Origin of the sequence: Streptomyces griseoaurantiacus, from assembly GCF_036189845.1 — a bacterium.
Classification (GTDB): domain Bacteria; phylum Actinomycetota; class Actinomycetes; order Streptomycetales; family Streptomycetaceae; genus Streptomyces; species Streptomyces griseoaurantiacus.
This window is the reverse complement of sequence record NZ_CP108326.1, coordinates 5,733,275-5,753,426: the sequence shown is the minus strand read 5'-3', so window position 1 is coordinate 5,753,426 and position 20,152 is coordinate 5,733,275. Positions and strand designations below refer to the sequence as shown.

General features: G+C 74.7%; 14 protein-coding genes. 9 read left to right on the top strand and 5 right to left on the bottom strand.

The features are described 5' to 3' along the window. Positions 1 to 88: 88 nt before the first annotated feature. On the bottom strand, positions 89 to 1,600 hold the full coding sequence (locus OHB09_RS25550) for a hypothetical protein (protein WP_328922590.1): 1,512 nt from the start codon (positions 1,598 to 1,600) through the stop codon (positions 89 to 91). 207 nt (positions 1,601 to 1,807) lie between these two features. Here OHB09_RS25550 and OHB09_RS25545 point away from each other — a divergent pair, with 207 nt between their 5' ends. Continuing rightward, positions 1,808 to 2,836, top strand: coding sequence for a sporulation protein (locus tag OHB09_RS25545; protein WP_006142717.1), 1,029 nt, complete (start codon positions 1,808 to 1,810; stop codon positions 2,834 to 2,836). 24 nt (positions 2,837 to 2,860) lie between these two features. Here OHB09_RS25545 and OHB09_RS25540 read toward each other — a convergent pair whose 3' ends face one another. Continuing rightward, on the bottom strand, positions 2,861 to 4,756 hold the full coding sequence (locus OHB09_RS25540; RefSeq protein WP_328922589.1) for a tetratricopeptide repeat protein: 1,896 nt from the start codon (positions 4,754 to 4,756) through the stop codon (positions 2,861 to 2,863). A 46-nt stretch (positions 4,757 to 4,802) separates the two neighbouring features. On the opposite strand from OHB09_RS25540, the gene OHB09_RS25535 reads away from it, so the two are divergent. The 4 genes from OHB09_RS25535 to OHB09_RS25520 all read left to right on the top strand — a co-directional run bounded on the left by OHB09_RS25535 (position 4,803) and on the right by OHB09_RS25520 (position 7,590). After that, positions 4,803 to 5,327, top strand: a complete 525-nt coding sequence (locus OHB09_RS25535; RefSeq protein WP_167794489.1) for a toll/interleukin-1 receptor domain-containing protein — start codon at positions 4,803 to 4,805, stop codon at positions 5,325 to 5,327. A gap of 81 nt (positions 5,328 to 5,408) precedes the next feature. Beyond that, positions 5,409 to 6,641: a helix-turn-helix transcriptional regulator gene (locus OHB09_RS25530; RefSeq protein WP_319116055.1), complete on the top strand. Its 1,233-nt coding sequence runs from the start codon at positions 5,409 to 5,411 to the stop codon at positions 6,639 to 6,641. Between the two features lie 161 nt (positions 6,642 to 6,802). Further along, positions 6,803 to 7,162, top strand: coding sequence for a hypothetical protein (locus OHB09_RS25525; protein ID WP_319116057.1), 360 nt, complete (start codon positions 6,803 to 6,805; stop codon positions 7,160 to 7,162). Positions 7,163 to 7,185: 23 nt separating this feature from the next. After that, on the top strand, positions 7,186 to 7,590 hold the full coding sequence (locus OHB09_RS25520; protein WP_191852025.1) for a hypothetical protein: 405 nt from the start codon (positions 7,186 to 7,188) through the stop codon (positions 7,588 to 7,590). 120 nt (positions 7,591 to 7,710) lie between these two features. Here the strand turns inward: OHB09_RS25520 and OHB09_RS25515 are convergent, their stop codons facing one another. Genes OHB09_RS25515 through OHB09_RS25505 form a run of 3 tightly spaced genes read right to left on the bottom strand, consistent with a single transcriptional unit; the run spans position 7,711 to position 13,114 of the window. After that, entirely contained in the window at positions 7,711 to 11,523 is a 3,813-nt protein-coding gene (locus OHB09_RS25515) for a CHAT domain-containing protein (protein ID WP_328922588.1), read from the bottom strand. Continuing rightward, complete coding sequence (locus OHB09_RS25510) at positions 11,520 to 12,827, bottom strand: hypothetical protein (protein WP_328922587.1); 1,308 nt, start codon at positions 12,825 to 12,827, stop codon at positions 11,520 to 11,522. The genes OHB09_RS25515 and OHB09_RS25510 overlap by 4 nt, the downstream gene beginning before the upstream one ends. Before the next feature lie 38 nt (positions 12,828 to 12,865). Then, positions 12,866 to 13,114, bottom strand: coding sequence for a hypothetical protein (locus tag OHB09_RS25505; RefSeq protein ID WP_167795677.1), 249 nt, complete (start codon positions 13,112 to 13,114; stop codon positions 12,866 to 12,868). Positions 13,115 to 13,249: 135 nt separating this feature from the next. On the opposite strand from OHB09_RS25505, the gene OHB09_RS25500 reads away from it, so the two are divergent. The 4 genes from OHB09_RS25500 to OHB09_RS25485 are packed head-to-tail and all read left to right on the top strand — an operon-like array spanning position 13,250 to position 20,152. Next, positions 13,250 to 14,584 (top strand): hypothetical protein, encoded by a 1,335-nt coding sequence (locus OHB09_RS25500; RefSeq protein WP_328922586.1) that lies wholly within the window; start codon positions 13,250 to 13,252, stop codon positions 14,582 to 14,584. Next, positions 14,581 to 16,503, top strand: coding sequence for an AAA family ATPase (locus tag OHB09_RS25495; RefSeq protein WP_328922585.1), 1,923 nt, complete (start codon positions 14,581 to 14,583; stop codon positions 16,501 to 16,503). The genes OHB09_RS25500 and OHB09_RS25495 overlap by 4 nt, the downstream gene beginning before the upstream one ends. After that, positions 16,494 to 17,282 (top strand): 4Fe-4S cluster-binding domain-containing protein, encoded by a 789-nt coding sequence (locus OHB09_RS25490; RefSeq protein ID WP_328922584.1) that lies wholly within the window; start codon positions 16,494 to 16,496, stop codon positions 17,280 to 17,282. The genes OHB09_RS25495 and OHB09_RS25490 overlap by 10 nt, the downstream gene beginning before the upstream one ends. Then, positions 17,279 to 20,152, top strand: coding sequence for a hypothetical protein (locus OHB09_RS25485; RefSeq protein ID WP_328922583.1), 2,874 nt, complete (start codon positions 17,279 to 17,281; stop codon positions 20,150 to 20,152). The genes OHB09_RS25490 and OHB09_RS25485 overlap by 4 nt, the downstream gene beginning before the upstream one ends.

The window sequence follows — 20,152 nt, the reverse complement described above, 5'->3', positions numbered from 1 at the left end:
GGTGCGTGTGCGGGCGCGTCGTGGCTTGTCGCGCGGTTCCCCGCGCCCCCGAGAAGCAGGTGGCGCCCCAGCTCTGCCTCCCCCCTCGCTACCGGGCGCCCCGCGCCACCCACACCCACACGCCCCCGTACCGGTGGACCGTCCATCCCCGGGCGAACCCCGGCGGATCGGCTCCCGGGGCCGTGAGCGCCGCGACCGGTACGCGCGTGGCCGCCTCGAGGATCCGCCCGGGCGTGCTGTTCTCGTTGTGCCCGCTGACCTGCGCCGAGGCACATCCCGTGTAGTAGGCGACGGGGATCGCCTCGCGCCCCGTCAGCAGACACGGCGGCCGCACACCGAGTCCGTGCAGCGCGGCGGCCGTGCGGGCCCAGCCCCGCCGTCCGGCCGCCGACCGCTCCACCACCCCGTCGAGCACCGAGTACTGCGCCACCAGATGGCCGAGGAGCCCCGCCGCGACCAGCACCCGGGCCGCCGTGCGCCACCGGCCGGACCCGGCGGACGTCAGGCGCAGCAGGGCCACGGCGACCGGCAGCGAGAGCAGCGCGTAGGCGGGGAGGAGGAAGCGCGGGGCGGCGTAGCCGATGAGGAGGAGGTAGGGGATCGCGACGGTGGTGGCACAGGCCAGGGCGGTCGGGACGGCCGGCACCGGGCGCCGGGCGCGGACCGCGACGAGGGCGCCGAGGACGGCGAGCGGCGGCAGGGTGTACCACCACCACGTCTCGGCCACCGGGGGCAGCGGCCCGGCGCACGGCCGGCACAGGGCGCGTCCGGCGAGGCCGCGGAGCTGGTCGTCGAAGGCGAGGTTCCAGCCCAGGCCGCCCTGGATGCGGGAGGCCTCGGCGAGGCGCCGGCCGAGTCCGCCGTAGGAGGTGTACGCCTCGACGATCCACTCGACGGCCCCGGCCGCCAGCCCGCCGGCCAGGACGCCGGCCGGCACGAGCACCGACGGCACCCGCCGCCGGCCCCGCGCCGGTGCGAGCACGAGGAGGAACAGCGGCACCGTCGCCCACACCGCGTCCGTCGGCCGCATCCACGCCATGAGGGCCGCACTCGCGCCCAGTCCCCACAGTGCGGCACGGTCGCGGGAGTCGGCGCGGGCACGCAGGAAGCAGGCGGCCGCGGCGAGGGCGCCGTAGGCGACCCACAGGTTGGGCATGGCCTGCGGCCCGTAGAAGAGCGTGACCCACAGGGTGGCGAAGAGGGCGCCCGCGAGGGTGAGGACGCGGGCCGGGAGCAGTCCGCGCCAGGACCGGAACGCGAGGTACAGGCCGAGCCCGGAGAGCACCGCGAGATACGCCCGCAGCAGCACGGTGGACGAGGACCAGGAGGCGACCGGCGCGACCAGCAGGGTCACCCCGCGGGCCCTGGGCGCGCTGAAGAAGGCGGCCGGGGCGTGCGTGCCGAGTTGGCTGACGTACACCGTCTCGTCCCATCCGAGCCCGAGGTCCGGCCGGACCAGGGCGAGTTGGGCGAGGGTGAACAGGGCGGCCACTGCGGCGAGCGGGGCCCTGCCGCGGTCCCGCCGGAGCGGCCGCGGGCCGGCCGGGCGGGGTACCGGCCGGCGGACGCCGACGAGCGTGCCGTACGCGTCCTGACGCACCGGAACCTCCATGGACACATGGCGAACCAGGACAAATTAACCCACGCCTCTCGCGGGTGCAGCGCGAGCGGGCGGACCGTACGCCACACGCGCGCCGCACACGGACGGCGTGCGTCACTCGTACGAGGGCGTTTGGGAACTCTTCCACCTGGCACGGCAGTTGTGATCTTGACGGTCTCGATGTGAGTGAAAAGGAGCGACACCGGCATGGTGTTCAAACGGCTGCTCGGAGCGATGGGCGTGGGCGGTCCCTCGGTGGACACGGTCCTGGACGGCGGCGACGGCGGCGTCGTACTGCCCGGGGGCACGCTGTCCGGGCAGGTCCACCTGGAGGGCGGCGGCTCGTCCGTCGAGATCGAGCACATCGCCCTGGAGCTGATCGCCCGTGTGGAGGCCGAACACGCCGAGGGCGAGAGCGAGGGCACGGTCGTGTTCGAGCGCTTCGTGGTCGGCGGCGGCTTCCGGCTCGGCGAGGGCGAACGGCGCAGCGTGCCCTTCCGCGTGACGCTGCCGTGGGAGACGCCGGTGACCGAGCTGTACGGGCAGCCGCTGGGCATCGTGCTGGGGGTACGGACGGAACTGGCGGTGGCCTCCGCCCGGGACAAGGGCGACCTGGACCCGCTCGTCGTGGCACCGCTTCCGGTGCAGGAGGCGATCCTGGAGGCCTTCGGGCAGCTCGGCTTCGGATTCCGGTCGGCGGACCTGGAGTACGGCCACATCGGGGGCACCGGTCAGCGGCTGCCGTTCTACCAGGAGATCGAGCTGACCCCGCCGCCTGCGTACGCCCACGCGGTGAACGAGATCGAGCTGACGTTCCTGGCCTCCCCCGCCGGGGTGGAGGTGGTCCTGGAGGCCGACAAGCGCGGTGGCTTCCTCTCCCCTGGGCACGATGCGCTGACCCGCTTCACGGCCGCCCACCAGGACGTCGCGGTGCGCGACTGGAACGCGGAGGTGGACGGCTGGGTCCGGCAACTCGTCGAGCACCGTGAGTCGTACGGCTCCCACGCGGCGTACGGCCACGACGCGCCCTACGGCGACCCGTACGGCCACCATGAGCACCACGGCCACCACGACAAGCACGGCGGTGGCCCGGGGATCGGCACGGCGGTGGCCGCGGGCGCGGTGGGCGTGGCGGCCGGTGTCGCGGGCGGAATGGTCGCGGCGGAGGTCGTCGACGAGATCGGCGACTTCTTCGAGGGGGACGACGAGGACGAGGGCGGGGGCGACGACGACTGAGGGGGCGCGGGGGGGGCGCGGGGGTCAGGTGTCGAGCAGGTCGTCGACCTCGTGGGCCCTGCGCAGCACCTGCGCGTGTCGGGGGTCGTCGAGGTCGTCGAGGACCTCGGCGAGGCCGACCAGCGCCGCGAACAGCAGCAGCGTGGGCTCGTCCCACTCCTCGCACGCGGCGACGAGCCGCTCGAGTTCCGCCCGCGCCTCCTCGTGACGGCCGAGGCGCCGCAGGGCCTCGGCACGGTTCAGCATGATCTGTTCGGTGCCGTAGCCTCCGGGCGGTCCCAGGGACTCGGCCTCGTCGAGCAGTGCCAGGACGTCCCGCGCCACGTCTTGTGCGGTGGTGCCCTGTTCGGGGCTGTGGTGCAGGAGGTGGACCGAGTAGTCGTTGAGGACCATGACCACGGCTCCGGCGTCCTCGTCGCTGCCGGTGTCCCGGTGGGCGCGGCGGGCGGTCGCGAGGGCGTCGTCGAAGGCGGCGGCCGCCTTCCGGACGTGTCCGGCCCCGGCCAGGAGCGACGCGTACAGGTTGAGGGTCTGGGCGTGGTCGCCGTCGACGCGGCCCTCCTCGACCGCGAGCGCGCGTTCCATGGGCTCCAGTGCGGCGGCGGGACCGTCGACGGCGCGCACCGCCATCGCCTGATTGACGAGGTACGTCGCGTACGCGACGGGGGCGGGGACGCCCGCACGTTCGAACAGGCGTACGGCGCGGTCGGCGGCGGCCAGGGCGGCGTCGTGGTCGTCGTCGCGCATCCGGTGGAAGACGGAGAGCCGGTCCATCAGATCGGCGGCCTCCTGGAGGCCCTCGCCGTACTCCTCGGCGAGGGACACGAGATGCAGGACGTGGGGGCGGGCGTCGCGCCACTCGGGCCAGGAGTCGGGATCGTGAGTGTCCCCTCGCAGGGCGACTCCGAGGAACCGCAGGGCCAGTCCGTTCCAGCGACGGCGCTCCGGGGCGTCCAGACACCGCGACGGAAGGGGCTGCATCAGCGGAGGCAGCGCGACCAGCCGGGTGTCCCCCCGTGAGGTCACGAGCAGCACTCCCCGGTCGAGGAGCCGGCGCAGGGCGAGGGCCATCAGGTAGGTGTCGGTGCCCAGGTCGCGCAGCGGCCCGGGCAGCGGGCCCCACGCCTCGGCGAGGAACGTCACACGCAGCGGGGCGGGGGCGAGGACGCCGAGCAGGATGAGCAGATGGCGCTCGGATTCCTGGCCGAGGTGTGCGAGCCGGCGCCATTCGTGGACGAAGTGGGCGCGGGCGAGTTCGGCGTCGGCCTCGTCCTCACGGGTGGGGAAACGGTCGCGCAGGGCGGCCTGCACCTCGTGGTGGAGGGTACGGATGCCGGCCTCGGCACGGGCGGTCGGACGCGCGCTGAGCCACATCCGCCCCTCGATCTTCTGCACCAGGTCCCGGCCGGCCAGCGGAGGTTCGATGTCGCCGTGCTGCGCGGCGCCGAGCTCGCCGAGCGGGACACCGACTGCGACGTGAAGGCACCACAACACGAGCGCCTGGCCCGCGGCACCGGACAGGCCGCCGGGCACGACCGGGGGCGCCGTGTCGCGAGCCTGCTGCACCCCGCGGACGACGCGCTCGGCCAGCCAGCGGCCCCGCTCCAGCGGGGTGCACCCCTCCTGTGGCCCGAACGCGGCGAACGCGGGCGCCTCGGCGAGCGCGCACAGGGACTCGTACTCCTCCTCCCGCTCGTCGCGCACCCCGTGCGCGACGACGGCGTGCGCGAGCCGCAAGCCCGCCCGCAGCAGCGGCCAGTGACCGCCGGGGCCGAGGGGGTCGGTGGAATCGGCCGCCCCGCTCGCACCGCCGGGACCCGCGCTCCCCCGGCTTCCCTCGGATCGTGTGGTGCCGGCCTCGCCGAGCGGGACGGCGCCCGGGTGAGGCGTGCCGGACGAAGGGGTCGCGGGCGTTTTCACCTCGGAGCCGTTTTTTTCACCCCGGGGCGGGCGGTTCGATTTCGGCATGAGTACTTCGACCCCCGCTTCGGTGGGCGGGCGGCGGCCGTACGGCCGGTCCGCCACACGTGTCTTCATCAGCTACCGGACCGGTGACGAGCCCTTCGGCGCAGCCCTGATCGACACCGCGCTGTGCGCTCGGCTCGGGCCCGATGCGGTCTTCCGCGCTCCTCGCTCGATCCCTCCCGGAGAGAACTTCGCGGACGCCATCCTCGGGGCCGTACGGGAGTCCTCGGTCCTCCTGGCAGTGATCGGCCCCCGTTGGCTGGGCGCGACCGGCCGGGACGGCGAGCCACGGCTGCGGAACCCGGGCGACTGGGTGCGCCGGGAACTCCTCGCGGCCTTCCACAGCGGCACCCGGGTGGTGCCGGTACTGCTGCACGCCAACCTACCGCAGGAGCACGAACTGCCCCCTCCGCTGGCCAGGTTGGGCAGCAACCAGTACCTGCGACTGCACCACCGCTACGCGCCGGCGGACCTGGCCCGGCTGGTCGACGAAGTCGAGGGGTTGCTCGGAGACGGACCGGAGTAGGGCTTTCGTAAGCACTTCGGCGGACAAGGAGCCACTTTCGTCGATATCGTCCGGGCTCACCGCTCAGGCAGGAGTACGACCATGCCGACCGTCCCCTTCGGGCATGCGCTGCGACTGCATCGGGTCAGGGCCGGGCTGTCCCTGTCCGAGCTCTCCGCACGCGTCCACTACTCGTCGCCCTACCTCAGCCGGGTGGAGTCGGGCGAGCGAAGGCCCAATCCGGAGCTCGCCCGCCTGTGCGACGTGGCGCTCGGCGCCGACGGCGCGCTGACCGGACTCGTGCCGGCACACGGCCTGCCGGCGCCGGTCGGGCGCAGGCCACCGGCCGTCCCGCCCGTGGCGCAGTTCCCGTCCACCACCGCGTGTCCCGTCACGCTTCCGGCCGACGACGACACGGAGGATGCCCGGCTGATATCCCATTACGCCCTCCACCTCGCCGAGTTGCGCCGCCTCGCGCAGCGGATGTCACCTTCGGCGGTCCTCGGGCAGGTCGGCACCTCGGTCATCCTGCTGGACACGCTGGGACGCGCCGCTCACACCTCGGCGGTGCGCCGACAGTACGTCGAACTCCTCGCTCACTACGCCGACTTCGCCGGGTGGATGGCCCAGGAGGCGGATGACGAGCCGGCGGCCGAGCGGTGGATCGCAAGGACCGAGGTCCTGGCCGCCGAGGCGGGCGCGACGGATCTCGCCGACCACACCCTGATACGCCGTGCCTGCCTGGCGCTCTACCGGCGCGACGCCCGCGGTGTCGTGGAGTACGCCACCGAGGCCGGGCGGCGTGCGCCGGGCAGCCCCCGGGTGCGTGGCCTGGCCGCCCTCCGCGAGGCGCAGGGCCTCGCCCTCGCGGGCCACGCGGACGCCTGCGACGGCGCGCTGGACCGTGCTGCCGAACTGCTCGGCACGGCGCCCCGCCCCCGGCCGCCCGCCCTCTCCGTCGGCTCCGAGGTCACTCCCCGGCTGCCCGCCCTGGTCGGCGGCTGGTGCCTGCACGACCTCGGGCGACCGGAGGAGGCGGCGGAGCGGCTCGGCTCGGGACTGCTCCTGGTGCCCGCCCGTTCGCAACGGCTCCGTTCACTCTTCACCGCCCGGCTCGCCCAGAGCCTCGCCACATGCGGTCGGCTGGACGCACTCGTTCCGGTGGTCGACACCCTGCTGAGGGACTCGGCCGGCCTGTGCTCGCACACTGTGCGCACCGAACTGCGTTCACTCGCCGTCTCGTTGCGCCGCCGGTACGCCCGTCCCCATATGCGCGAACTCCATGCCCGGGTCACCGCCGCCCTCCACTGCGCGGGGTGCGCCCCACCGGTCTGACGTGGCAACAGGCAACACCGGTGAGGCACTCCTGATCGCCCTTACGCTCGATTCCTCCATCGGGCGAAGTCCTCGGACGGCCCACAGATCTCAGGGGTGCGGGCATGGGAAGCAAGCAGTCTCGGTTGAGCACGACGCTCACGGTGAAGGAGTGTGCCGACGTGTTCCGGACCGGTGCGGCGCAGGCACGCGGCATCGGCTCCGTACTCGGCGGCATGGGCGCCAAGCTGACGGGCAAGGACAACAGCGGATTCTTCACCCCGGCCAACGACTCGCCGTTCGCGAGTCTGGACGACGATCCGCCGGACTTCACGGTGGGCGTCTTCGTGCCGAAGTTCGCGGCGGGCGCCCAGGGGAACGGCACAGCGGTGCACATGTACGTGTGGGACAGGGGGACCACCCGCACGGTCGAGCTCTACTCCCCGCACGGCATGGGCGGCGGCATGCACGCGCGCAAGCTCGTCACGAAGGTCACCGACGCGTTCACCGACGCCGACCCGGCCTGCCGGGTGACGGCCTGACCCCGTCCCTCCAGGAGGACACCATGCCGCTCTTCGGCAATCGCCGCCGGCAGCAACAGCCGGCACCCTCGTACATCGGCCGCAAGTTCGCCTCGCGGGCCGGTGTGGAGGAGTCCCTGGTGAACTTCCGCGCGGCGATGACCCAGCAGCTGGGCTCGGAGCCGGAGTTCCTCACCGTGCGGTGGACGGGCCCCGACCCCGTTCCCGAAACGGTGCTCGCGATCGTCCCCCACGGCGTTCCCCCGACCGCACGGTCCCGCACGGCGTCGTACCTCGCTCTGTGGCCCGACGGGACCATGTACTTCGTCGCCCCCGACTACGCGGTCCGCCCCACACCGCCCCTGGTCGGCATGTGGAAGATGCGCGACTCGTCACTGACGTCGGTCGGCAGCGTGGGCGGCGACGAGTTCGGGGTCACGGGGATCTGACCGGCCCGGGGGGGAGGGGGATCCGGCTCACGGGGGATCGGGGGATCGGGGGAGAACCACGGGGAGGGGGACAGGGCCGGGGGTGACGGTGACACCGTCACCCCCGGCCCCGTGTCACGGTCAGCGGCCCATGTGGACGACGCCCGCCCAGTGCGCGGGCGAGGTCATGCTGTCCCCGCTCTCCCCCAGGGATTTCTCGAAGGAGGCCATCCGTTCCTCGAAGGCACGGGCCACCGGGCCGGGAAGGCTCGCGGGTGCCCGGCGGGCGGGGTCGCGCATCCACCGCTGGGCACGGCGCAGCGCCTCGGCCGGTTCGTGTCCGGCGCACAGGTGGTGGTGGAAGACCGTCATCAGGAACCCGACGGCGGCGTTGGTGACCGGCCACAGGGAGGCGATGACCGCACCGGCCCGCGCGGCGAGGAACGCGGAGGCGAGGGTGAAGCCCTCGTCGGGGTGGCTGAAGCTGACGTTGCCGGAGCAGCAGGCCAGGGCCACGCACACCCCGCGTGGGCCGGTACCGCCGTCAGGTGTACCGGCCAGGTCCAGCGCGCTGATCCGGTCGATGCGCAGACCGGCGTCCGCCAGTCGCAGCGTCGCCCGCCAGGACTCCGTCACGTCCGCCGAGAGGTGGGCGGCGATATCCACGACGGTGAAGCGGTGGGCGTCCTCGGACAGGGTCTTCAGCAATCCGCGTGCGGTGGCCGCGGGCCCGTCCGGGCCGACTGCCCGGGGATAGAGCGCCTCCCGCAGGACGCCGGTGGCGGCCCAGGGGGCCTGCTCCCCCGTCAGCGCGTTGACGAGGAGCGTGCGCCCGTCGGGCCGGACCGGGGGCAGCGCCGCCGCGCCGATGAACTGCCGTGCTCCGCACACCGTGGTGATGACCAGGCGGTCGGCGGCCGGAGTACCGCCGTCCAGCAGGACCCCCGCCCAGGGAACGAACGTCAGCTCGCCGACCGGGACGAGGACGACGCGGGGGCGCCCGTCCACACGCCGCCCGCAGTGCCTCTCCAGCGCCCGCAGCAGAGGACGGAACGCGCTGCCCATGCGTACGGTCAGATCGGCGAGGGTCTCCCTCCAGTCCTCGACGGCGGCCTCGCGTCGCCCCTCGCGGGCGGTCGTGCGCTCGCGCAGCGCGGCGACATAACGAGCGAGCGTCTCGTCGTCGCCGGGAGCCACGGGCAGCGGTACCCAGTGTGCGGCGCCCGCCGGGGTGATGAGGACGGCACCGCGCTCCAGCACGTCCGGGGTGTCCGGGGCGGGCGAGGGAAGCAGGTAGACGAGGGCGTGGGCGTCGGCCGCCCGGAGCGCCTCCGCGACGGTGCGCACGGTGGGCACGCCGGCCGTACGGGCGGTGTCCTCCGCGTCCAGTACCCGGGCGACCCGCTGGGCGAGCTGGTCCGGTACGGCCAGATCGCGGCCAGGGTCGTGCGGGCGGTAGGGCCTCCCGGGCGCGGCGGCCGGGGACCGCCGTTCCCAGGCGTCGGCGAGCGCGTGCTCACCCATGGCGCGCAGCCGGACGGCCGTGTCGGGACGCAGCCTGGTCCGTTCGACGACGGCACGGCCGGTCTCCAGCGCCCCTACGACGTCGTCCCACGCCCTGTCGTACGCCGCCCACCGGGCCACACGCTGCGCGAGTGCGCCGGCGTCGCGCGCGATGATCAGGGCGTCGGCGGTGCCCTCCTGCCCCATGGCGGCGGTGGCGTGTGCGCGCAGGCAGTCCCTGCCGAGTCGGCGGGACTCGGCGAAGTCCGCCGCCGGGTCCGGGCCGCCGGGGTCGGGCCGGGCGATCCGCAGGGCGCCGGCCCGGTCGATGCGTGCGCGCGACAGTTCGAGCAGGGGCGCCAGCGCGGCGGGCACGGTGGCGGCGGAGAGCAGGCGCTCCGACTCCTCCGCTCGGGCCGACAGGGAGTGGATCAGGGCGCGTCGGCGCAGACCCGCGGCGAGTTGGAGCGCCGCCTGTGTGCGTACCTCGCGCAGCGGACTGCCGGCCGCCGCCTCGGCGGCCGTACGCAGTTCGGCGACCGTGCTGTCGTCGGCGACGGCCGCGGCGAGTCCGAGCAGGCCCTGCAGGAAGTGTGCGAAACCGGCCTCGGGGTCGTTGGTCCCGCCCGGCCCGGCCGGGGCACCCGCGAGGGACAGCAGGCGGCGTCGCGCCTCGGCCGCCTCGTCACCGCCGCCGACGACGAGCAGCCAGTCGCGCAGCAGCAGCCGGTGCTGCCGGTCGGCGGGGTCGGCCCGGCCGGCGACGTACGCCTCCTCCGCCCACGGCAGGGCCTCCCGGGCCAGGGCCGCGGAGTCCCGGCCGGGCAGTTGGGAGGCGAGCGCCAGTGCGTGGGCGGCCAGTTGTGCGGCGACGGCGGACAGCACCGGAGGCAGCGCGCTCCGTTCGGGGCGGCGCATGGTGTGCCTGATCTGCCTGAGTGCCGCGTCGACGTGGTTCACGCCGGGGCTGACCGGTGTGCCGCAGTCCACCTCCTCACTGCCCGCACGGTGGTGGAACACGACGTGGGTCAGCGCCTGCAGCAGCCGGAGCACGACGACCCCGGGGCCGCTCGGCAGGGTGTCCGACGCGTACCGGTTGAGCAGGGCGAGCGACGTACGGGTGTCGGCGACGGATCCGGTGGTGTTGCCCCGTTGCAGGAGCAGTTGGCTCAGCGTCACCACGGCGTTGGGCACGCCCGAGTGGTCCGGCGGCGCCAGGGCCAACGCCTGGCGGAGGTCCTCGATCGCGCCGGCGATGTCGTCGTCGGCGAGGGTGCCCTGCGCGCGCATGGCGCGGGCGAGTCCCCGGACCATCAGCGCGACCGGGCGGTCGGGAGCGTCCTCGGACAGCACGGCGAGGGCGCTGTCGCAGGCCTCCACGGCGTCCCCCACGTGGGAGCGGCCGAGCATGCCGGCGTTGACGGCGTGCGTGGTCGCCTCCGCGAACAGCACGGAGGCGCGCGCCGCGAGGTCGTCCTCGTGCCCGCGGACGCCGTCGAGATACTTCAGGACCGCGAGGTAGGCGCGCCGCGCGGACGCGTCGGCGAGACGGTGTTCCAGGATCCACTTGATCTCGATCCGTGCCTCCAGCAGGCGCAGTTCACGCGCCAGTGCCGAGGGAAGCCGGCCTCCCTCCCGCACCCGTCGGGAGCGGTTGAGCACGTGTTCCGCCTCCCCGGAGGCCATCCGCGTGTCGTCGTCCATCAGCCGCTCCAGTTCGGTGACCACGTGGACGACGTCCGGGGCCGGCCCACCGAGGCCGCCGTCGTCGGCCGCGGTCGCCTCCCCGGTGTCGGGGAAGAGGTACTGGCGCCGCAGCCGGAGCTTGCCGGCCAGTTTGCGCAGCGGCGCGGAAAGCGGCGTGGGAACGGCGGACGGACGCTCCGGACGGAACTCCAGGGCGTAGGTGAGCACACCGTCGATCTCCGTGTGCGCCCAGAGGGCCCAGTCGAGAAGCTCCCCGGGCCGCAGCGCTCGCTCGTCCCGGTAGTCCGGTTCTGCCGCCGACGCCTCGCGGGCCTCCTCGTGGGCGCTCTCCAGCAGGTGCAGGGCCTCCAGGCACTCGGCGAGCCGGGCCGTCGCCCCGGCGGCACCGCGCACACGGTGCGGGCCGGGCCCGCCGGAGTGGAGCAGCAGCAGGGCGAGCGCGGCCTTCCGGTTCACCCGGTCGCGGAGGTCGTACGGCGCCGGTGCCCGCCGCAGCAGCCCGACCGTGTCGGTGCGCAGCCGGTGCAGCGGCCCGGGGAGGGGACGCGCGGTGTCGTGGCGATCCACCTCGGCCGCGACCAGCACGGCGAGATCGCTCAGCATGGGGGCCGTGCCGGGGCCGTCGGGACCGACGGCCCCGGTGTGGGCGAGGATCTCCGCGACCTGCAGGGCCTCGTCCTCGTCGGCCATCGCGCCGTCGTACGGCCCCCGGCCCGGGGGCTCGCTGTCCCGGGGCTCGGTCATGACGCTCCTCCGTTCGCCGACGGGGCGCTCGAGGTCGTGGGATCGGTGGCGGTGGCGGGCCGGGGCAGAAGCGTGAAGACAGCCGGCGCATCGGGTTCGGCGGGCGGGACGAACACCGTGTGCGGAGCCTGCACACCGCGGCGGCTGAGGTAGCCGCTGAGGGCAGCGCCGTACGCGCGTTCCTCGGCGGGAGTGCGGGGCGCGGGCCAGCCCGCCGCCCGGTAGATGTCGGCGCGGGCGGTCACCAGGACGGCCTCGACACTGTCGCAGTACACGTCGACGGCGGCGCACAGACCTCGGAACAGCAGCAGAACGCCCAGGGCGGCTCCGACGGCCGCCGCGAGGAAGGCACCGCGCACGAGGGAACCGCCGTCGTCCCGTACGACGGTCACGGCGCCCCCGGTCAGCGCGGCGAGGCAGGTCAGTATGGCCCACAACAGGTTCTGCGCACGGGCAGTCAGCCGGTCGGAGTCCGCGCGCAGCCGGCCCGCCGCGCGGTCGGGCAACGCCAGATCGATCAGTTCCCAGCAGTACGCGAGGTCCCAGCCGTGTCGTGCCGTCACCCGGTCGGTCATCGCGACGAGGCTGTTGCCGATCCGGGTCGGCGCGATCCGGGTGGCACGCGGGTACCGCCGCTTGTGCTCACGCGCCCGCGTCACCTCCCAGGTACCGAGCACCTGGGAGGCGGTGGGCAAGCGGGGAGTAGTCGGCGCGGGGGCCGGACCCGCCACCGGACCGTCCGACGCCGTGCCGTCGGGACCGACCGGCTCGGCCGCCGGACCGACGGACGCGGTACCAACCGGACCCTCATTCGGCACAGCCACCGGACCCGCCGCCCGACCGTCCGACGCCGTGCCAACCGGACCGACCGGCTCGGCCGCCGGACCCGCCGACGCCGTGCCGACCGCGTCAACCGGATCGGCCGCCAGAAGTCGTCCGAAGACGCGCAGGTGGTGCCGCACGCGGCGGGCCGTCCAGCGGCCCCGGAGGCCGTGCACCGGCCAGGACGTGCCGGCCAGGAAGCGGACCGCGGACTGGGACGCGGCCGTGACCACGAGCGTGGAACCCACCGCGGCCGCGAGCCCCAGCACACCGTAGACGCACAGGGTGACGACGTCGAAACGGCCGCCCTCGCACCACGCCCCGCTGCCGGAGCCCGCGGACGCGGGGCCGCAGCCGCGTGCCGGGGGCAGCCAGACCCGCACCGCCAGTCCGGCGACCGCCCAGAAGACCAGAGCGCCTCCGCTGATCCGGGTCAGCCACTTCTTGGTGCGGCCCGCCGCGAAGGCGCTCAGCAGCTCCAACCGTCTTCCTTCCGGTCCGTTCGGGGCGGTCGGGTCGTTCAGGGCAGGCGGTACTCGAGCGGGGATCGGTGCCGGGGACAGATCTCGATGCCGCTGTCGGTCCAGTCGCTGGTGCCACTGTGCGCCTCCGGGCACCTCTCGGTGTCCGTGCCCCGGCAGCGCCACGCGTACCCGTGTTCCAGGGTGGGGCCGGCGGCGGGCGGGAAGGCCGAGGCGAGGTCGGCGTGGGCGCCCTCGAGATCGGTTGCGGGGCCGTCGGCCGGGGGGTCGTCGTCGGAGTCGTACATGGCCACTCATCATGGCCCACGAATCGCGTCATCGCACCCCAAAGGAGCTACTCCGCAACGATCTTGACGTTCCGTCCGATAACGTGTGCGCCCCGCGCGGCACACCGTGCGCGGGAGAACACTCGGGGGGGGCCGATGAGTTCGTCGGTGATCATCGACTGGGAGCAGCTCGCGGCGGCGGAGCGCGACCGGTGTCTCGCACTGCGGCAGGAGTTCCTCGAGGCGCGTGCGCACGCACGCCGCCTCGCGCGCCGCTGTGCCGTGGCCCGCGCCGTCACCGGCACGCGCGTCGGCGTACCGGAGGTCGTCACGCCCGGCATCGAGGAGGGCTCGACCGCGCTCGCCGAGCAACTCGACTCGGTACGGGAGCGGTTGGCGGCGGTCGAGACGCAACTGGAGGAGTCGGCGCGGACCTACGCACGTGAGCGCGCGGCCGCCCGCCCCGCCCGGGGCACCGCGGTGCCCCGTCCGGGTGCGACGACCACCGCGACCGATCAACTCGCCGCATGGCGGGCGCGGGAGAACGAGCGGCAGCGAGCCCTGGACGACGCGGTGGCCGACCGGAACCGGGCCGAGGCCGCGGAGCGCGCGGCCGCCGCGACCCTGGAGCAGGCCGCCGAGCTCGCCCGGGCGCTTCCCGGGCGGGCGGAGGAGGTGCACGCCGCGGCGCGCGGGGTCCTGGCCGGTGAACCCGGCGCGCAGGAGTCCTTCGCCCGGTTGTCGGCCGCCGCCCGGGAGACCGCCCGGGCCGAACGTGCCCGCGAGGAGGCCACGCTGCTGCGCGAACGGATCGCGCTGGTGACCGAGCGGGTGGCCGCCGCCCGGCACCCCGCCGCCGACACCTACGCGGACACCCTGCGCGCCCGGACCGACGGCTGCGGAGAGGACCCCGCCGCGCTGACCGCGGCGCTGCGACTGGCGCAGGAGGTGCTCGGCCGGCTCACCGCCGCGGAGAGCCGCGCGGAGCTGGTCGCCGCGGTGCACGAGGCCATGGGCGAGGTCTGGTCCCTCACGGACGCCCCCGACGGTACGGCGGCGGTAGGCGGTGCCGCGGCGGCGCGGGGTGACGTCGCCGTCCTCCTGCCGTTGCCCGACGCCTTCCCGCACCACGCCGTCCGGTTCGACGTGGACGGCGCGGACGCGCTGACCGCGGAGGTCGTCCGTCTGCCCGGCGGAGACCCGGCGACGGACCGGGCGGCGCAGGAACGCATGTGCGGGGACATGGACGAGCTGACGGAGCGGCTCGCCGCGCGGGGCTTCGCCACCAGGTGGCGGGAACAGGCCCCGGCGGGCGCCTTCCCCGCAGCCGCCGCGACCGCGGGCGATGCGGCCGCCGACGGTGGGAGGAGCACCGCCGGGGAGACGGCGAGGGCCGAACAGGAGCGGGCCGCGGCCATCAGCCGCGCCCGCGCGGCCGCTCCCCGGCAGGCCGCCTCCCGTCCCACCGGGCCCGAAGGAGGCCGCCGATGACCATCCCCCTCTCCCCCGCCGAGCCCGCCGCACTGCCCGAGGCGTGGATGCGCGAGGTGCGCCTCTCCCTCTCCCTCGCCCCACACCTGCTGCTCACCGGCAACGTCCGTGACCTGCACCAACTGCCTCCCGCGGCGGGCGGCGGGCGGCCGCGTCTGCTGGCCCTACAGGACGTGCTGTGGGAGGTGTGCCGAGAGCAGGGGTACGCCGCTCTGCTGTCCTTGGACCCGCTGCGCGGAGTCGACCACGTCCACGCTCCGCAGGAGCCGCACGACCCCGCTCTCGCCGCGGCCGACAGGCGACTGCGCGATCTCGTCAGGCAGCACACCCGGCCGGACGCCGAGTTCGACTCCGCGCAGCTGCGCGGCCTGCTGCTGGACCTGCACGGCCTGTTCAGCGGCCGCGACGGTCTCACCGTCCCCGTCGCCATGATGATCCCTTACGCGGCGCACGCCCTGCCGGGCGACACCGTCCTGCGGGCCGACCGCACCCTGCTCACCACCGTCGAGGCGCTCGGTCACGCGGCGCCCGCCATCCCGGCCCCGGGCCGGCCGGGCCACCAGGCCTTCGGACTCACCCTGTTCTGGGTGTGTGCGCAGCAGGACCAGCTCCCCTCCGCGTTCCCGGTCGCCAGCGACTCGGTCCGGATCATCCGGCTGCTGCGTCCGAACATCGACCGCCGTGCCGAGCTGGCGGCCCGTTTCATCGGGCGGGTCTTCGACGACGCGGCGACGGCGGAGGAGCTGGAGGCGGTCGCCGGTGCCACCGACGGCATGACGGCCCGCCAGGTCCGCACGACCGTCCTGACCGCCGCCACACTGCCGCCGGGACCGACCGTCTTCTCCGACGCGGCCCGGTTGGTACGGGTCGGCATCACCGACGATCCCTGGGCCGGGGACACCGTGCGCCGCCAGCTCACTCACGCCGAGAGCTACTTGTCCGAGCGAGTGCTCGGCCAGGAGACCGCCGTTCGCAAGACGGTCGACGTGCTCACACGGGCGGCCGTCGGGCTCACCGGCGCGCAGTCCTCCGCCGCCCGCAACCGCCCGCGAGGGGTGCTGTTCCTGGCCGGCCCCACCGGCGTCGGCAAGACCGAACTCGCCCGGGCGGTCACCACGCTGTTGCTCGGCGAGGAGGCGCAGCCGGTGCGGTTCGACATGTCGGAGTTCCGCGTCGACGAGAGCCGGCAGCGCCTGATCGGCGCCCCGCCCGGTTATGTCGGCTACGACTCCGGCGGCGAACTCACCAACGCGGTGCGCGCGCAGCCCGCCAGCGTGCTGCTCTTCGACGAGATCGAGAAGGCCCACGAGCGCATCCTCGATCTGTTCCTGCAGATCCTCGACGACGGCAGGCTCACCGACAGCCGCGGCGGCACGGTGTACTTCTCGGAGTGCTTCATCGTCTTCACCTCCAACCTCGGCACCCAGCCGGACGACGAGCGGGAGGGCTCCGAACCGGAGGCGGTGACCCACCGCGCCGCGGACCTGTTGCGGCAGTTCACCGACGACCGGGCGGGCTACTTCGACCATTTCCGGGCCGCGTACGAGGACTTCTTCGACCGGAAGATCGGCCGGCCCGAACTGCGCAACCGGCTCGGCGACAACTACGTCACCCTCGGGTTCATCGACGAGAAGTCGGCGGGCAGGGTCCTGGACCGTTCGCTGGACTCGGTGGTGGCGCGTGTCGCCGCCGTGCACGAGACGGAGCTGATCATCGACCCGGGCGCCCGTGACGACCTGCGTGACGCCGCGACGGCCCACCTCGGTCTGGGGGCGCGCGGCATCCTCAACCTGGTGGAGAGCGCGGTCGTCAATCCGCTGAGCCGGGAGTTGTTCGAGCGGCCCCGGGGACAGGGCGGCCGCATCACTCTCACCACGCTCATCCCGGAGAACGACGCGTGGAGACCGGTATGGAGCTGACGAGTACGGACACCACCGGCCCGGAGCCGGCCGGTACGGCTCTCGTCGTCAACCGGGTGCACTTCCCGGTGACCGCGCTGGGGCCGGGCCGACGGCTGGGGGTGTGGGTGCAGGGATGCTCGATCGGCTGCGCCGGCTGTCTGGCGCACGACACCTGGGCGGCCGGGGCGGGCCCACGGCTGACACCGGAGGCGTTCCGGGAGGTGTGGCGCCGGGCGCTGGAACGGGGTGCGGAGGGTCTGACCGTGTCCGGCGGCGAACCGGGCGACCAGCCGGAAGCGTTGACGGCACTGCTCCGGGTCGCCCGGCAGGAGGCCGCGGGCCGCCCGGCCGACCTCCTCGTCTACTCGGGGCACCCACTGGCGGAATTGGAGCGGCGGGCTCCCGAGGTGACCGGCGGGCTGGCGGACGCGGTGATCGGTGAACCGTATCGGGCCGACGAGCCGACCACGCTGATCTGGCGCGGCTCGGCCAATCAGACCCTCACCCCGCTCACCGTACTGGGGCGGGAGCGGTACGGGCCCTGGCTGGATCACCGTCCTGGGCGCGCCCCCATGCAACTGGTCGCCTCGGACCATGACGCCTGGCTCATCGGCGTGCCCCGGGCGGGCGAACTCGCGGCGCTCGAGCGCTCGCTGCGTACGGCGGGATTCCGCCAGGGGCAGGTGTCCTGGCGCCCGGCGCGCCCGGACGCCCCGTCGGCGGGGCCGTACGCGCACCCGCCCACCATCCCGTCCGGATCCGGGGAGACCTCCGGGGACAAGGAGAGCGACCGGTGAGGTACTACTGCCGGGGCGGCGCGCGCGAGCACCCCTGCGCCACCGCGTACTGCGACGAACACGACTGCGACACGGTGCGGGACGACGGTCCCGGGGAGCCGGACAGCGGGCACCCGGATCCCGGAGCCGAGGGCACCGCCGGTACCGGTGGTGCCGCCGCCGATGAAGGCGGTGGTCCCGGCGAGGGCGACCCGATCGCCGACCTGCTGGGCCGTCCCCTCACTGTGCCGGCGTCCGCCCCGGGCACCGCGTCCCGCCCCGACGACGGTCGCGTCGAACTCCCGTCCGGTGTGAAGCGCCGGTACCGCCTGCTGGACATGCTGCCGCCCGAGGCGGCGGTCGGTGGCCGGCTGTGGCTCGCCGCACCCGTCGGGAGCCCGCACGGCATGGTGCTGTTGAAGGTGCACGCCCACGGCTTCCGGCCCGGCCTCACCAAGGACCGGCTACTGGAGAGGTGCGCCGGCCGCGGCGTCATGGACCGGCTGGACAGCGGTGTGGAGGCCCTTCCCGACGGGAGCCGCACCGTCACCTGGGAGACCTGGCGGCTCCCCGGCGGCGGCACTCTGCGCAAGGCGCTGGACGACGCCCTGGCCGCCCCGGAGGGACCGCCCGGCAGACTCGGCGGCCTGCCCGAGCCGACCGTACGGGCCCTGCTGTCCGGCCTCGCCGAACTGCTGGAGACGTGGGAGCGGGAGGCCGAAGCCGTCCCGGTCAACCTCTCTCCCGACACCCTGTACCTGCGGGAGCTCGGCGGCGTCGAGCCGGTCCTCCCCGATCTCGACGCCGTGGCTCGACCGGGTGAGGAGTGCGCCCGGGGGCCGCGTCCGCCGCTCACGCGCTATCTGGCGCCGGCCCATCTGGTGGAACAGGGCCGGTGGAGCACCCGAAGCGCCTGGGTGAGCGTGGCGGCCGTCATCGGCGAACTCCTCACCGGGCGACCGGGGATCCCGCCCGGCACGGACCTCGACGACCTGCCCGACGCCCTGCTGCACCGTCCCGCCGCGGACACCGGGGACCCGCACTGGGACGACCTGCTCGACCGGTTGGCCGGTGGCCGCCTCGACGCCGCCGATGTGCGGGCCTGGTGCGCGGAGCAGGCGCCCTCGGCGGCCTCCGCGGAACCGTTCCGGTACGCCGATCGCGCCTTCGACGACCCCGCCGAGTTGGTGTCGGCGCTCCTCGACGCCGGCCCGGCGGGCTCCGCGTGGCTCGGCGCCCCGGAGAACTCCGGCCGGCTGGCGGAGTGGCTCGAGACCCGGGTCCCCTCGGCGGACCGGAGCCCGCTCGACCGGTTCCGGCGGTCGCCGAGCAGGCCCTACGCCGCGGAGCGGGCACTGGCCGGTCTCGCGGCGGAGTTCCTGCGCGGCATCCCGCCCCGCTTCCGGGGCGACGTCATCGACGAGGACGGCCTGGTGGCACTGGCCGTGCGACACGACACCGCCACCTTGTCCGCGGTACTGGACAGCGGGGTGCTGCGCGACGCTGCGCGGCAGACCTGCGCCCGGCACGGCGGCGAGGTCGGCTGCCCGGTCCTGCGCGGTCTGGACGAGAAGGTGAGCCGGGCGCTGGAGACGACCCGCCAGGAGACCGAGCGCACCGCCAGGGCTCTGGGACGCGAGCGTGCCGAGGAGACCGACCCCCTGCGGGCGGAGGCCGCGCAGCACCTCGTCCCGACTGGTCCCGCCTGGTACGACCGGGACACCGTGCTGCCTGGGGTGATCCGGCTCCTCCTCGGCGACGCCGCCTTCCTCGGGGAGTGCCGGGAGCGGCTCTCGCGTGCCCGCCCCGGCGTGGGCACCCCGCGCTGGTGGGGGCGGCTGCACGACTCGGCCGCCGGTGCGCTCGGCCGGGAAGGGTCGGGGCCTCCGGACGCGACGGCGGCCGGACTCCTGGCGGCAGCGCTCGCGTTCGACCGGCAGATCGTGGTGTTCCGGCGAGGAGTGCGGCGGGCCCGGCGCATCGACACGGGGCGGCGGATCGGCACGGTCCTGCAGCAGGGAGCGCGGGGCGCGCGCGCCCGGTTCACGCGCTCCCCGGCAGACCGGGAGGGCGCACGCGAGCGGCGGCGCGCGTCACTGGGACTCGCTCACCGCAGGCTGTTGTCGCTCCGGTGGCTCTGGCTGGTCGCGTTCACGCTCGGGCTGCTCGACGTCATCGGCTGCTCCGCCTTCGGCTGGGTCCCCTACACCCCGCCACCGGCCAGCGCCTCCGCCGGTCCCGTGCCGTCCCACTCGGGCCTGCGCGTGGCCGCCGTCGCGGCCCCGTCGCGTCCGGCGGCATCACGCCCCGGCACGTCACACCCGGCCACGTCGAACCCGGCCGCCTCGCACCGGGGCAAGTCGCCCGCGTCGAACGACGATCCGCTCTGGCGCTCACGCGACCAGCTGTGGGACGAGGCCCGAACCGGTGCGCCGGGCAACACCGCCGACATGATCACGTCGTTGCGGGATCTCTCCGCCGACATCGGTGACAAGCGGCCGGAGTGGGCCGACGACGGCGCGTTCTTCGGGGCCGGCACCCGGGTGCCCGCGCATCTGCCCTGGCTGCTGCCGGTGCTGGTGCTGCTCACGTGTGCCGCCGGGCTGCGCTGGGCCGTGCGCGGCCGGGGCGATGTGCTGCGGCTGGTGTGCGCCGCGGCGGCCACCCTCGCCACCGCCGCCCTGCTGTGGCACCTGTGGGCGGACGGCCTGACGCACACCCTGCTCGCCGTGGCCTACGCACTGGACTTCTGGCACGGCACCCTCTGGGTCGTCGCGCCGCTCGTCGCCTGCCTGTACGTCCTGGGCAAACGCGGCACGCAGCCGCGCGAGCTCACCGGGCGGACCGGTACCGGCGGCCCGTCGTACGGCCCCTCGTACGGAAGGTGGTGA

What these genes read in the sequence shown, in the direction of transcription:
- OHB09_RS25505 (WP_167795677.1), bottom strand. Translation starts at nt 13,114, where the DNA reads ATGTACGACTCCGACGACGACCCCCCGGCCGACGGCCCCGCAACCGAT.
- OHB09_RS25530 (WP_319116055.1), top strand. Translation starts at nt 5,409, where the DNA reads ATGCCGACCGTCCCCTTCGGGCATGCGCTGCGACTGCATCGGGTCAGG.
- OHB09_RS25545 (WP_006142717.1), top strand. Translation starts at nt 1,808, where the DNA reads ATGGTGTTCAAACGGCTGCTCGGAGCGATGGGCGTGGGCGGTCCCTCG.
- OHB09_RS25515 (WP_328922588.1), bottom strand. Translation starts at nt 11,523, where the DNA reads ATGACCGAGCCCCGGGACAGCGAGCCCCCGGGCCGGGGGCCGTACGAC.
- OHB09_RS25490 (WP_328922584.1), top strand. Translation starts at nt 16,494, where the DNA reads ATGGAGCTGACGAGTACGGACACCACCGGCCCGGAGCCGGCCGGTACG.
- OHB09_RS25520 (WP_191852025.1), top strand. Translation starts at nt 7,186, where the DNA reads ATGCCGCTCTTCGGCAATCGCCGCCGGCAGCAACAGCCGGCACCCTCG.
- OHB09_RS25500 (WP_328922586.1), top strand. Translation starts at nt 13,250, where the DNA reads ATGAGTTCGTCGGTGATCATCGACTGGGAGCAGCTCGCGGCGGCGGAG.
- OHB09_RS25495 (WP_328922585.1), top strand. Translation starts at nt 14,581, where the DNA reads ATGACCATCCCCCTCTCCCCCGCCGAGCCCGCCGCACTGCCCGAGGCG.
- OHB09_RS25535 (WP_167794489.1), top strand. Translation starts at nt 4,803, where the DNA reads ATGAGTACTTCGACCCCCGCTTCGGTGGGCGGGCGGCGGCCGTACGGC.